The sequence below is a fragment of the Lentzea sp. NPDC004789 genome (assembly GCF_053601075.1).
In genome coordinates, this window is record NZ_JBSGBE010000018.1 from 111,232 (window position 1) to 124,724 (window position 13,493).

At 69.3% G+C, this 13,493-nt stretch carries 9 protein-coding genes and 1 pseudogene; 2 read left to right on the plus strand and 8 right to left on the minus strand.

What is annotated here, in order from left to right; translation table 11 throughout:
* Positions 1 to 247 precede the first annotated feature (247 nt).
* The 8 genes and pseudogenes from ACWEIJ_RS33870 to ACWEIJ_RS33905 form a co-directional block, all read right to left on the minus strand.
* On the minus strand, positions 248 to 2,263 hold the full coding sequence (locus ACWEIJ_RS33870; protein WP_449841309.1) for a tetratricopeptide repeat protein: 2,016 nt from the start codon (positions 2,261 to 2,263) through the stop codon (positions 248 to 250).
* Positions 2,264 to 2,490: 227 nt separating this feature from the next.
* Positions 2,491 to 5,433, minus strand: coding sequence for a BTAD domain-containing putative transcriptional regulator (locus ACWEIJ_RS33875; protein ID WP_449841310.1), 2,943 nt, complete (start codon positions 5,431 to 5,433; stop codon positions 2,491 to 2,493).
* The gene (locus ACWEIJ_RS33880) at positions 5,424 to 6,011 is read right to left on the minus strand and encodes a nitroreductase family protein (protein WP_449841311.1); all 588 of its coding nucleotides are present in this window, start codon (positions 6,009 to 6,011) and stop codon (positions 5,424 to 5,426) included. The genes ACWEIJ_RS33875 and ACWEIJ_RS33880 overlap by 10 nt, the downstream gene beginning before the upstream one ends.
* A 60-nt stretch (positions 6,012 to 6,071) precedes the next feature.
* Positions 6,072 to 6,587, minus strand: coding sequence for a DUF742 domain-containing protein (locus tag ACWEIJ_RS33885; protein WP_449841312.1), 516 nt, complete (start codon positions 6,585 to 6,587; stop codon positions 6,072 to 6,074).
* The gene (locus ACWEIJ_RS33890; RefSeq protein WP_449841313.1) at positions 6,584 to 6,982 is read right to left on the minus strand and encodes a roadblock/LC7 domain-containing protein; all 399 of its coding nucleotides are present in this window, start codon (positions 6,980 to 6,982) and stop codon (positions 6,584 to 6,586) included. Before ACWEIJ_RS33890 ends, ACWEIJ_RS33885 begins: the two co-directional genes overlap by 4 nt.
* On the minus strand, positions 6,979 to 9,105 hold the full coding sequence (locus ACWEIJ_RS33895) for a sensor histidine kinase (protein WP_449841314.1): 2,127 nt from the start codon (positions 9,103 to 9,105) through the stop codon (positions 6,979 to 6,981). The genes ACWEIJ_RS33890 and ACWEIJ_RS33895 overlap by 4 nt, the downstream gene beginning before the upstream one ends.
* Entirely contained in the window at positions 9,105 to 9,212 is a 108-nt protein-coding gene (locus tag ACWEIJ_RS33900; protein ID WP_425435607.1) for an MFS transporter small subunit, read from the minus strand. The genes ACWEIJ_RS33895 and ACWEIJ_RS33900 overlap by 1 nt, the downstream gene beginning before the upstream one ends.
* Positions 9,213 to 9,880: 668 nt before the next feature.
* Positions 9,881 to 11,227: pseudogene (locus tag ACWEIJ_RS33905) on the minus strand (OFA family MFS transporter); the annotation flags it as partial.
* Between the two features lie 262 nt (positions 11,228 to 11,489).
* Between ACWEIJ_RS33905 and ACWEIJ_RS33910 the strand changes: the two are divergent.
* Both ACWEIJ_RS33910 and ACWEIJ_RS33915 read left to right on the plus strand, forming a co-directional pair.
* Positions 11,490 to 11,906: a DUF485 domain-containing protein gene (locus ACWEIJ_RS33910; protein WP_449841315.1), complete on the plus strand. Its 417-nt coding sequence runs from the start codon at positions 11,490 to 11,492 to the stop codon at positions 11,904 to 11,906.
* A gap of 3 nt (positions 11,907 to 11,909) precedes the next feature.
* A complete protein-coding gene (locus ACWEIJ_RS33915) occupies positions 11,910 to 13,490 on the plus strand; it encodes a solute symporter family protein (RefSeq protein WP_449841316.1) in 1,581 nt (526 codons plus the stop codon).
* Positions 13,491 to 13,493: the final 3 nt, after the last annotated feature.

The window sequence follows — 13,493 nt, forward strand, 5'->3', positions numbered from 1 at the left end:
CACCACTGCACGCACACGTCCCGGTCAACACCGTCCCGCAGGGTGAGCGGAGACTGGTCCTGCCGTGGCAGGCGACACCCGGTCGGAGCAGCGTTTTGGTTGCAATCGAACAAGTGGCTAATTTTTGATCAATATTTGGGCGATTTTCGGTAACGTCATCAGCCCTGCCAATTGCTCGCGAATGCGACCCTAACGGAATCTTGCGGGTCAGCCAAGCACTCGGTTGGAGCAATAGCTCACGACCACCTCACAGCTGGAAGATCAAATCGCCGGCCACCGGTTTCAGCCCGAATTCCGAGTAAACCGCAGCGGCTTCTGCTTCCAGCTCGTCCGCGAGTTGGTTCTCACCGCACGCGCGGTGCACGCGGGACAGTTCCATCCGGGCCCGCGCGGCGCCCACCACGTCGAAGCCCACCTCGCAGATGGTCACCGACCCGTGCAGCGACGTGCGGGCGGAACCGAGCCGACCGCGCGCGAACTCGTTGCACCCCAACAGGTACAGCACGAAGCTCTCACCACGGCGGTCGCGCGCGCCGCGGACCAGGTCCAGTGCGACGGTCAGCACGTCGGCGGCTTCGTCGTGCCGTCCCTGCGCGGCCAGCAGCTTGCCCAGCCGGTAGTTGATCTGGGCCAGCACCCGTGCCGGACCGATCCCCCGGCACACCTCCAGCGCGGCGCCGAGGCGGTCCAGCGCCCCGGCGGTGTCGTGGTCGTAGAGGTCCACCTGCGCCAGGTTCTGCAGCACGAACGCCCGCCCGACGGGATCGTCCAGCCGTTCGTACACCGCCAGTGCCCGCTGATGCCACCGCCGCGCCGCGGCCATCTCCCCCGACGCCCGCGACACGATCCCGAGGTTGCGGTAGGCGAGCCCGAGCCCGGCGAGATCGTCGAGTTGCTCGAAGACGTCCTTGGCGAGCACGGTCATCTCACGCGCGATGTCATACCGGCACTGGCTGATGTGCAACGACGCGAGCGAACACCGCAGCACAGCGGTACCTCGCGCATTGCCCGAACAAGCGGCAAGGGCGTCGTCGTGCGTGCGTTGCCAGCCGTCGTAGTCCGTGCGCGCCTCGAAGAGGACCACCAGGCCCTGCGCGAGCTCCCAGCTCAGTTCGTCGAACCCCGCCTCGGCGGCGAGCGACACCGCCTCGCACAGGCTCGCCGCGGAGGACTCCAGCCACGCCAGCGGATCGGACCGCAGCAGCGGATCGGGCCGCACCACCTCGCGCACCGACGATCCCCGCACGACCGTGAAATCGCCGCCGTACAACGCGATCCGGGCGCGATCGAGCAGGTGCAGCCACCCGCCCAGCACTCGCCGCAGCGCGTCCGGCGAGTCCTGCCCGGCGAACTCGCCGACCAGCGGCGGCACGACGTACTCCGCACCGTCGGCCGAAACGAGGTGCGCCGACATCAGTTCGTCCACAGCGGACTGCCCGCGCACGTCCCCGAAAGCCGCCACCGGCGCCCACGACGGCAACCGGCGTGCACCCAGACCGGCGAGCAGTCCCAGCAGCCGGCGGGCGTGCGGGCTCAGGTCGCCCGCCGTCTCCTCCAACCGCGCCCGGACGGACAGTCCGCCGTGCGCCAACGCGTCCAGGGACAGCCGGTCGAGCAGGAGCGAGATCGGCCAGTGCGGCCGCGCGGCCAGCCGGGCACCGGCGATCCGCAACGCCAGCGGCGAACAGTCCACCGCCGAAACCAGGGCATCGGCCGACGTCGCCTCGGCGGACACCCGCTCGAAGCCGATCTGCTCGGCCAGCAACGTCATCGCCTGCGCGCGCTCCAGCACACCGACGTTGACCACGTGGGGCAGCCGCAACCGGTGTCGCGACGTCACCAGGACCGCGCAGCCGGGTGCGCGCGGCAGCAGCGGTGTCACCTGCTCCACGCTCGTCGCGTCGTCCAGCACCACCAGAAGTGACTGGCGCGCAACAGCGTCTCGATAGGCGCTCAGCCGGGCGCCGAAATCCCCGGGAACGGACAGGCCGAGCGAGGCGAGGAACCGGCCCAGCACCTCGTGCGGTGTCGTTCCGCGCAGCCGCACGAACAGCTGACCGTCCGGGAAGTGGCCGTTGGCCACCCGGTGCGCGGCGTGCACGGCGAGCGTCGTCTTGCCCGTGCCCACCGGTCCGGTCAGCAGCACGACCTGCGGAAACGGGGTGACCAGGTCCACGACGGACTGGAGGAGCTCCTCACGTCCCACGAAGTCCGCGACGGCCGCCGGCAACTGGTGCGGGCGCGGGAAGAGGTCGACGTGCACACCGCCCCCTTCTGCCGGAGAACCGTCAGCCGAAGTCAGTCTCACACAGAACACCGGCTGGATCACCGGCGTGGGAGCCCGTCTTCCCTGCGACGAACGCGTGTGAGCGCCGTGGGAGCGATGTGTGGACGCTCTCCCACACCCTCGGTGGCATCACCACCGAGGGGAGCCGGAAATGCACAGGACCAGGGACAAGCTCGCTCAGTACGCGGCCTATGCGCTGATCATCATCGTCGCTGCGACGGCAGTGCTCCTGGCGCTGTGGCTGTAGCCAGGATCCGCTTCGCCACGGCCACCGCCCTGGGCTGACTCAGCCGTTCCGCGGCCGCGACCGCCTGCTCGCCGTAGCGGACGGCGGTCTCGCGGTCGCCGAGCGCCACGTGCAGCCGGCACAGCCGGCCGAGCACGCGGTCTCCCATCCAGCTGCGCCTGGCCCGTTCGATCGCCTGCAGGGACCACTCGCCGTACCGCACGGCCTCGGTCAGCCTGCCCTCGAGCTCCTCGCGCATGGCGAGGGCGAACGCCAGTTCGAGCGCGCCGACGTGGTCCTCGAACTCCTCCATGGCCCTGAGCACCTCGTCGTCGTCGGACAGGCTCAGGCCGGTCCGGCACAACCGCGCGGCCGCGTGCGCCATCTCCAGCGCCTTGGCGGGCTGTCCCGCCTCCAGCGCCGCGTAGGTGAAGTCCGCCCGCGCGAACATCTCGCCCCGCCAGTCGCCGCGTTCCTGGAAGACGGGTATCGACCGTTCCAGGTGGTTGGCGCATTCGGCGTCGTTGTACAGGTAGAAGTGGACGAAAGCGATGTCCTCCAACGCCAGCGCGATCCGCGAGACGTCGCCGTTCTCCTCTCCCAGCCTCAGTGCCGCGGTGAGGTGTTCCAGCGCTTCGTCGTTCTGCCCCTGGAGCGCACAGGTCAGGCCGAGGTGGTGCAGTGCGTACGCCTCCTGGATCGGCGCCCCCACCCCGCGGATGAGCTCGACGACCTGCTCGAAGTACCGCTGCGCCTTGGCGAAGCGCCTGCCTTCCCGCGCGATGACGCCGAGCAGGGCGAGAACCGACGCCTCGCCGAGCACGTCGCCGATCTGGCGCATCAGGCCGAGCGACTCCTGCAGGCGCTCGACCGGCTTCGCGTCCTGGCGGGACAGGTACGCCGAGCCGAGACCGCGCAACGCTTCCGCGCGGGCCTTCAGATCGCCGAGCTGGTACGTGGCGGCCAGCGCGACGTTCTGCAGCTCGATGCGTTCACGACCGTAGCCGCGCAACAGCAGGAAGGGCGCCATTTGTTGCGGCAGCTGCCATGCGTGCGCGTAGTGGCCGCGATAGGCCGCCAGGTACACGGCGGCCCTGAGGTTGCGGCGCTCGGCCTCCATCCACACCATCGCCTGCCGGATGTTCGCGAGCGGCGGCGGGTCGACCGGCGGGTATCGCACGGCCGGATGGGTCCGCGGCCAGTCCGTCGCCATCAGGAACGCCGCAGTGCCCGCCGTGTGCAGGTAGAAGTCGAGGGTGCGCAGCACCGTCTCCTCGGCCTCGTCAGGCTCGACGCCTGCTTTCGCGTGGTCGGCCAGCAGGTCGTGGAACCGGTAGCGGCCGTTCTCCTTCTGCTGCACCAGGTGCACGTCGAGCAGGCCGTCCAGCAGCCGCTCGGCCTCCGCCCGCGTCGAGCCGATCACCGCGGCCGCCAGGTGGGCGTCCCAGTCCTCGCCGGTGTGCAGGCCGAGCCGCCGGAACAGCCGCTGCTGCTCGGGCGTGAGTTGCTGGTACGACAGGGCGAACGCGCCGGCGACGCTGCGTTCGCCCGCGGTCAGCTCGGTCAGCCGGTGCTCGGTGAGGCGGCGCGTCACGTCCTGCGCGGACCAGGCGGGTCTGGTGCGCCAGCGGGCGCCGACGATCCGGACCGCGAGCGGCAGGTAGCCGCAGAGCCGGACGATCTCGCGGGACTCGTCGGGCTCCGCCTTCTCGCCGACGATGCTCGCGAGCAGGTTCAGGGCGTCCACTTCGGACAGCACGTCGAGCGAGATCGTGTGGGCGGCGTCGAGGTCGACGAGCCGGCGCCTGCTGGTGACCAGGACCAGGCCGGTGCCGGGCAGCAACGGGCGGACCTGGGCGGCGCTGCCCGCGTTGTCGAGCACCACGAGTGCCTTGCGGTGGGCCATTTCCGCGCGCCACCGGGCGGCACGGGCGTCTAGGCCGTCCGGGATGTCGTGCGCCGGCACGCCGAGCGCGGTCAGCAGGGCCAGCAGCGCGTCCGACGGGGTGCGCGGCTCGACGCCCTCGGTGTAGGAGTGCAGGTCCACGAACAGCTGCGCGTCCGGGAAGCGCGCGGCCAGCCGGTGCGCGGCGCGGACCGCGAGCGTGGTCTTGCCGATGCCCGCCATGCCGTCGATCGCGGTGATCGCGACGCAGCCGGACGGGACGGCGGCGAGGATCTCGTCGAGGTACTCGGCGCGGCCGGCGAAGTCGGGGATGTCGCCGGGCAGGTCGTTGCGGGCCTTCGGGCGGTTGTCGGCCGTGAGCACCTGCTGGTGGGCCTGCTGCAGGTCCTTGCCCGGGTCGAGGCCGAGCTCGTCGGCGAGCCTCGCGCGGATCTCGTCGTAGGCCTGCAACGCCTCGGTCTGCCGGTCGCAGCGGTGCAGGGCGACGATCAGCTGCGCCCACACGCGTTCCCTGGCCGGGTGCTGCCGGGTGAGCGAGCGCAGTTCGGGCACGAGCTGCTCGTGCCGTCCGTCGCGGAGGTCCTGCTCGATCCTGGCTTCCAGGGCGGTCAGGTACTTCTCGGTCAACGCGGGCACGTGGTCGCGTTCCAGCGCGTCGCTGCCGATGTCGGCGAACGGGCGGCCGCGCCACAGGGCCAGCGCCTCCCGCGGCTCCAGCCGGTCGAACCGGTGCAGGTCGACCTCGTCGGGCCGCACGTCCAGCAGGTACCCGCCCGGCCGGGTCTGCACGAGCTCGGGCCGGCCCAGGTCCTCGCGCAGCCGGCCGACCGCGGTCTGCAGCGCGCCGCGCGACCCTCCCACCAGCTCGACCAGCTCGTCGACCCCGACCACCTGGCCGGGCCGCAACAACAAGGCGGCCAGCAGCACGCGCCGCTTGCCGGGCGGGACGTGGACGTGGTGCCCGTCGAGCACCACGTCCAACGGTCCGAGCAGGCCGAACGATCTCACTGCCACTGACCCCAGTGCACCATCTCGTCGAACGCCTTGCGCTTGCGCGTGCGCGGCGACGCACCTTCGGAGATGCCCTCCTCCGCGGGGTGGCCGATCGCGATCATGCCGATCGGCACGTAGCTGTCCGGCACGCCGAACGCCGCCCGCAGCTGCGGCCACGTCTCCTTGTCGGTCCCGAAGAACACCGCGCCGAGGCCCTCGTCCACCGCGGTCTGCAGGATCAGCAACGCGGCCATGCCGGTGTCGATGTCCCAGTACGGCACCGGCCAGTGGTCCTCCGCGCGGTCCGTCCAGCCCTTGTCGGCCTGCGCGTACCGGTCGAGGTAGACGTCCTTGGCCGAGAACGGGATGACGACGACCGGCGCCGTCTTGGCGTCCTCACCGCCCCACCACTCGAACATCTCGGCGAGCCGCTTCAGCGACTCGCCCTGCAGCACGAGAAAGCCCTGGCCCTGCGAGAACCCGGCGGACGGGCCGCGCACCGCGTTGCGCATGATCCGCTGGATGCTCTCGTCGCTGACGGGCTCGTCGGTGAACCTGCGAACCATGCGCCGACGCCGGACAACGTCCTGAAACTCCACTCCAACCTCCCCAGATGGTGCTTTCGACCGTATCAGCGGTCCGAGGAGGCCGGTGCGGGATCAGAGGCGGCGCAGGCCGGCGAGCACCCGTTCCAGCAGCGCACCGTCGGGACGGTCGCCGCCGTACGAGGACGCGGTGCGGTGGACGTCGATCAGGCCGTGCGAGGCCATGTCGCCGAGCAGCACCTTGGTGACGCCCAACGGCAGGCCTCGCAGCGCCGCGATCTCGGCCACCGACCGGGGCGAGTGGCACAACGCCAGCACGTCCTGGTGCTCCGGGCGCACCGCGGTCGCCGAGAACTCGTTCACCGAGACCAGCGTCTCGATCTCCAGGTGCACGTCGGACGTGGTGCGGCCGCCGGTCCACGCGTAGGCGCGCACGATCGACGCGGACGACTCGATGGACGGCAGCGGCGGCACGTCGAACGGCATCGTCGCGTACGGGTCCGGTTCCGCCACGGGGTCGGCGGCACGCGCGGCCTTCTTCTTGCCGCGCTTGCGGATCCGCGCGCTGTCGAAGCTGAATCCGCTGACCAGGTCGCCGAAGCTGACCTGCTCCTCCGGCTCTCTGTTCATGCCAGCTCGGCCCGCAGTTCCGGCGTGAGCAGCTGGCCCACCTGCCGCACGACCACCGTCATCTCGTAGGCGACCTGGGCGACGTCCGAGGAGGACGCCGCCAGGACCGCGAGCACCGAGCCGTCGCTGATCGACGACAGCAGCATCACACCGCGGTCCATCTGCACCACTGTGCGGACGACCGCGTCACCGGCGAAGCAGTGCGACGCCGACTCCGCGAGCGACACCACGCCGGCCACGATCGCCGCGAACTGCGGCGCGATGTGCGCGGGCAGTTTCGACGACGAGATCAACACCAAGCCGTCTGCCGAGATCACCACCGCGTGCTCGATGCCGGGGGTGCGCTCGGCGAAGTTGGTGACCAGCCAGCCGAACTGGTCCACCTGCGTGCTCATCGACTCTCCTGCCGGTCGGGAAGGCCTCGCTGCACGCCGCGCTGGAAGGCGTCGAGGAATCCTCGGGCCGACTCAGGAGACTGGCGTGCCGGTGCGGGTGGAGGCGGTCCAGCGGCAACCGGTGACTCGAACCACGACGTCGACTCCTGGGCGGGTGCCGGCGCCGGGGCGGACATCATCGGCCGCAACGGCTGCTGCTCGATCGCTTCCCCCCGGAAAGACTCCCAGGACTCTTCGCGTCGTGGTGCCAGTTCAGCAGGAACCAACACGATCGCGCGAGTCCCCTTGCCCTGTTGGGCATCGAGACGTACCACGATCTGGTGGCGTGCGGCCAGCCTGCCGACGACGAAAAGTCCCATTTCGCGGAAGACCTGGACGTCCACGCCCTCGCCCGCGGCCTCCAGGCGGTGGTTCACGGCCGCCAGCGCCTCGGGGTCGATGCCGATGCCGTGGTCGACCACGTCGATCTGCACGATGTCGCCCGCCTCGATCGACGCGCTGATCGAGACCTGGGTGTGCGGCGGGGAGAAAGCCGTTGCGTTGTCAAGAAGTTCGGCCAGCAGGCGGACGAGGTCGCTCGCCACGTAACCGACGACTTCGGCGTTCGGCGCCGTGTGCACCATCACCCGCTGGTACTGCTCGATCTCCGCGGCCGCCGCGCGCAGCACGTCGGTCAGCGGGATCGGCCGGGTGAACCGCCGGGCCACGTCGCCGCCGGAGAGCACCATCAGGTTCTCGTTGTTGCGGCGCATGCGGGTGGCGAGGTGGTCGAGCTTGAAGAGGTTCGCGAGCTGGTCCGGGTCCTCCTCGTACTTCTCCAGCTCCTCCATCAGCTTGAGCTGGCGTTCGACGAGGCTCTGGCTGCGCCGCGAGAGGTTCACGAAGATGTTGCGCATGTTCGCGCGCATGCCGGCCTGCTCGATGACCGACTTCACGGCCTGCTGGTGCACCGCGTCGAACGCGCGCGCCACCTGGCCGAACTCCTCGGTCGTGTGCACCGGCACCGGCTCGATCTCGATGCTGCCGCGACCGGTCGCCACCATCTCGGGAAGCTTGTGCCACGCCACGTCGAGCGCGGAACGGCGCAGCGCGTTGAGCGAACGCAGCAGGTAGCGGCCGACGACGAACCCGATGGTGCCGGCCAGGATCAGGCTGCCGAACAGGATCGCGGACGCCGTGCCGGCCTGGTCGCTGGTCTCGTCGCGCAGGCGTTCCGCGGTGCTGCCCAGGTCGTTCTGCAGCCCCGACACCACCCCGTCGAGCGACGTCGCGACCGCGTTGGTGGCCCTGCTCCAGTCGGACGCCGCGATCGGCAACGGCTTGGGCTTCGCGGTGCCTGTTCCGGTGGCCGGCGCGTCCGAGGTCGGGTGCAGGACCGCGGTGGCGAGCATCTTGCGCTGCGCCTCGATGTCCGGGCCGTTGAAGAACGACCAGTACGAGCTCAGCTGCTGCGGCGTCGCGAGCGCGGCGAACTCGCTCGCGATGTAGCCGAGCTTGACGTTCGACTCGACGAGCGACCGCACCTCGGCGGTGACGAGCTGGCCGCGGGTGAGCCCGGACAGCACGACCGCCTGCTGGTAGAGGACCTGTTCCTGCACGTGCAGCACGTGGTGCAGGCCCATCGCCGTGCGGGACAGCGCGGGGTCGCCGAACTCGCTCGCGAGCACCTCGTCCACGTCGAGCATCGACTCGGTGAGCGAGGTGTACTCCTTGATCGCCCCCGGCACGTCGGTGGTCTGCTCGCGCAACGCGGGCAGACCACCGATCCGGGAAGCGACGTCGTTCATCCTGGCCATCACGACCTCGGACAGCGCGGTCTTCGCGACCTGCTGGCGCAACGCCGTTCTGGCCTCGTCGGTGCGCCGCACCTGGTCCTGGAGCGCCTGCGGTCCCGACCCCTCGGCCAGGATCCGCCGTTCCGCCTGCACCCCCTCGATCGCGGGGATCAGGGCGGCACGGACCTTCACCAGCCGCTGCAGCGCCTCGTAGGTCTCGGCGCGTTGCATGTGGGACTGGATCTGCAGAACGCCGGAGCCCACCGCGATGGCGACCGGAACGATCAACACCGCGGCGAGCTTCACCGGCAGGCGCCAGTTGCGCCAGTTGACGAGCGCGTTCGACATCAGACGAAGAGCTTGGCCGCGTTCAGGAAGAGCCGGTACAGGCCGTAGGCGAGCGGGAGGCCCACCCACAGCCACGCTCCGATCAGCAACAAGCGCTGGGAGTTCACTTGCGCACCACGCCTTCCGCGTCTTCTTCGGCGTTCTTGTCCGCCGCCTCCGCGACGTCCGCGGCCTCGGCCTCGTTCCACTTGGTGACCGTGGCCTCGTCGTCCTTGCCGGCCTCGGGCTCCTCAACCTTGGCAGCCGCGGGCTTCTTGGCCTTGGCCGCCGCGGGCTTCCTGGTCCTGGCAGCCGCGGGCTTCCGGGTCTTGGCCGCCGCGGGCTTCTTGACCTCGGCAGCCGCCGGCTCCTCAGCCTTCTCCGCCGCGGACTCCTCGGGCTCGGCGACCGCGGACTCCTCGGCCTTGACGACCTCAGGCTCCTCGGCCTTCACAACCGCGGACTCCTCGGACTTCGCGTCCGCGGACTCCTCAGCCTTCTCCGCCGCGGACTCCTCGATCTCGACGGCCTCGGACTCCTCAGCCTCCGCGACCACGGGTTCCTCGGTCTCGACGACCGCGGACTCCTCGGCCTTGACGACCTCAGGCTCCTCGGCCTTCTCAGCCGCGGGCTCCTCAGCCTCCGCAACCACAGGCGACTCGGCCTCGGCGACCGCGGACTCCTCGGCCTTGACGACCTCAGGCTCCTCGGCCTTCTCAGCCACGGACTCCTCAGCCTCCGCGACCACGGGTTCCTCGGTCTTGACGACCTCGGCCTCCGCTTCAGCCTCGGCGGCCGCGGGCTCCGCGGTCACGTCGGCCGCCTTCGGCTCGTGGAACTTCGAGTTGACCGGGCGGATCAACTCGTTCGCGACGAAACCGACGACCAGCAGCGAGATCATGATGTAGAACGACGTGGTGTACAAGTCGGGCCCCTTGTGGCCCGCCTTCTTGCCCGCGTCCGCGATGGCGTTGACGATCAGCGGCCCGAGCACGCCCGCCACCGACCACGCGGTCAGCAGCCGGCCGTGGATCGCGCCGACCTGGTAGGTGCCGAACAGGTCGCGCAGGTAGGCCGGGACGGTGGCGAAACCCGCGCCGTAGAACGACAGGATCACCATCGCCGCGATCACGAACAGAGGCACGCTGGACGAACCGATCGTCAGCAGCAGCAGGTACAGCAGCGCGCCGACGCCGAGGTAGACGCGGTAGATGTTCTTGCGCCCCACCAGGTCCGACGTGGAGGACCAGACGATCCGGCCCGCCATGTTCGCGGCCGACAGCAACGCGACGAAGCCCGTGGCCGCCGCCGTCGCGACCGGCGTCGAGGACTCCTTGAAGAAGTCGACCAGCATCGGCGCGGCCTTCTCCAGGATGCCGATGCCCGCGGTGACGTTGAAGCACAGCACGACCCAGAGCAGCCAGAACTGCGGCGTCTTGATCGCGTTGTTGGCGGACACGTTGAAGGCCACGGTCGCCTTCGGCTTGTCCTTGAGCAGCTCCGCCTTCTCCTGCGTGAACTCCGGGGAGGGCAGGCGGACGAGCAGCACGCCGAGGCTCATGAAGACGGCGTAGGCGAGGCCGTGGATCAGGAACGCCTTGCCGATGCCCGACGTGGAGGTGTTGCCGAACGCGGTCAGCATCGAGGTCGACCACGGTGACGCGATCAGCGCTCCACCGCCGAAGCCCATGATCGCGATGCCGGTCGCCATGCCCGGCCGGTCGGGGAACCACTTGATCAGCGTCGAGACCGGCGAGATGTAGCCGATGCCGAGACCGATGCCGCCGATCAGGCCGTAGCCCAGGACGACGACCCAGTACATGCCCGCCCAGACACCGGCGGCCGAGATCAGCAGACCGGAGCAGAAGCAGACCAGGGAGGTGAACATCGCCCACCTCGGTCCCTTGCGCTCCACGGTCGTGCCGAGCACGGCGGCGGAGAGCCCGAGCATCACGATGCCGAGCTGGAAGGGCAGGGCCGACTGCGTTCCGGTGATACCGAGAGATTTCTCCAGCGGCGTCTTGAAGACGCTCCAGGCGTATGCCTGACCAATGGAGAGATGAATCGCCAGTGCTGCGGGCGGAACGAGCCAGCGGTTCCATCCGGGAGGCGCGACTGTGCGTTCGCGCGCTAAGAACCCCACTTTATCCCCAACCGTCACAAAAACGCGGACCGAACGATCCTAGGCCAGGTGTACACGTGCGACAACGGTCTGGACCTGTCGAACGGAGTCGAACGCCGTTGCAAACGGCGCAACGCCAGGCCGTCGAAACCAAACCGTTGTCAGACCCCACCATTTGAGACGAATGCGTGTCCGGTTTCGACCGGTTCCCCGACCCCGAGCGCGTTGACTGCACACGTGAGGGAGCTACAGTGAGCGCCGCACGCAGGAGGGCAGGGAGTCCATGACGAAGGCGCTGCGGTCGCCTGGAGAAGCACAGCACGACCATCGGGAGGCCCGGGGTTTCGCGTCGTTCGACGACCCGGACACTTTGTCGTACGTCGATTCGAACGGCAAACCGAACTTCGTGCTCATTCAGCAGACCGACGAATTCCGCGCGCTCCGCCGGCGACTCACCACGTTCATCTTCCCGATGACCGTGTTGTTCCTCGCCTCCTACTTGACTTTCGTGCTGCTGTCCGCATATGCGAAAGACTTCGTCAGCATCAAGGTCGTCGGTGTCATCAACCTCGGGATCCTGTTGGGTCTCGGACAGTTCGTCACGTCGATCATCATCACGCTCTCGTACGCGCGCTTCGCCAAGCGCAGGCTGGACCCTCAGCGCAAGGCGCTCGCCGAGAAGACCGGGGTCGAGGAGTAAGGCATGCCCACCACCGGCAACCCGGTGCTGAACCTCAGCGTCTTCGCCGTGTTCGTCCTGATCACCCTCTACATCGTCTACCGCGCTTCGAGCCGGAACGTCACGGCGTCGGACTACTACGCCGCGGGCAGCTCGTTCACGGGCGCCCAGAACGGCGTGGCGCTGTCCGGTGACTTCCTGTCGGCCGCGTCGTTCCTCGGCATCTCCGGCGGTATCGCGGCGAACGGCTACGACGGCTTCCTCTACTCCGTCGGCTGGGTCGTCGCGTGGCTGGTCGGCCTGCTGCTGATCGCCGAGGGCCTGCGCAACACCGGCCGCTTCACCGTCGGCGACGTGCTGGCGTTCCGGATGCGGCAGCGCCCGGTCCGCGCGGCCGCCGCGAACGCCACGCTGGTGATCTCGTTCTTCTACATGATCGCGCAGATGGCCGGTGCCGGTGGCCTGATCGCGTTGCTGCTCAACGTGTCCTCGAAGACCGGCCAGGCGTTCCTGATCGCCGTCGTCGGCATGGTCATGGTGTTCTACGTGCTGGTCGGCGGCATGAAGGGCACCACCTGGGTGCAGATCATCAAGGCCGTCCTGCTGCTGCTCTGCGTGACGATGATGAGCATCTTCCTGCTCGGCAAGTTCGGCTTCAGCCTGTCCGCGATCATGGAGCAGGCCACCGAGCACAACAAGCACGGCGCCGCCGTCCTGGACCCCGGCGTGAAGTACGGCATCAGCACGATGTCCAAACTGGACTTCGTCTCGCTGGCGCTGTCGCTGGTGCTGGGCATCGCTTCGCTGCCGCACGTGCTGATGCGCTTCTACACCGTGCCGAACGCCTCGGAAGCCCGCCGTTCGGTCGTGTGGGCGACCTGGACGATGGTCATCTTCTACCTTTGCACGCTGGTGATCGGCTTCGGCGCGATGGCACTGGTCGGCACCGAGACCATCGCCGCCGCACCGGGCGGCGAGAACTCCGCGGCACCGCTGCTCGCGTTCCGGATCGGTGGCGCGGTCCTGCTGGGCGTCGTGTCCGCCGTCGCGTTCGCGACGATCCTCGCGGTCGTCGCGGGCCTGACGCTCGCGGCATCGGCCTCGTTCGCCCACGACGTGTACGCGAACGTGATCAAGCGCGGTGCCGCCGAGCCCCGCAAGGAGATCCGCGTCGCGCGCCTGACCGCCATCGTCGTCGGTGTGCTGTCGATCCTCGGCGGCATCGCGGCGAACGGCCAGAACGTGGCGTTCCTCGTGTCGCTCGCGCTGGCGCTCGCCGCGTCCGCGAACCTGTCGACGATCCTCTACACGATCTTCTGGCGGCGCTTCAACACCACCGGCACGCTGTGGAGCATCTACGGCGGTCTCGGCTCGTGCCTGACCCTGATCATCTTCTCGCCGGTGATGTCCGGCCACACGACGTCGATCTTCCCGGACGTCGACTTCGCGTGGTTCCCGCTGGGCAACCCCGGTCTCGTGTCGATCCCGTTCTCGTTCCTGTGCGGGTTCCTCGGCACGATGTTCTCCAAGGCGGAACCGGAGAACTCGGCCAGGGCGGCGGAGATGGAAGTCAGGGCGATCGCGGGCCTCGGCACGAAGTCCTGAGCG

Coding starts and splice junctions, on each gene's coding strand:
- ACWEIJ_RS33885 (WP_449841312.1), bottom strand. CDS start 6,587: ATGAACAGAGAGCCGGAGGAGCAGGTCAGCTTCGGCGACCTGGTCAGC.
- ACWEIJ_RS33890 (WP_449841313.1), bottom strand. CDS start 6,982: ATGAGCACGCAGGTGGACCAGTTCGGCTGGCTGGTCACCAACTTCGCC.
- ACWEIJ_RS33895 (WP_449841314.1), bottom strand. CDS start 9,105: ATGTCGAACGCGCTCGTCAACTGGCGCAACTGGCGCCTGCCGGTGAAG.
- ACWEIJ_RS33910 (WP_449841315.1), top strand. CDS start 11,490: ATGACGAAGGCGCTGCGGTCGCCTGGAGAAGCACAGCACGACCATCGG.
- ACWEIJ_RS33915 (WP_449841316.1), top strand. CDS start 11,910: ATGCCCACCACCGGCAACCCGGTGCTGAACCTCAGCGTCTTCGCCGTG.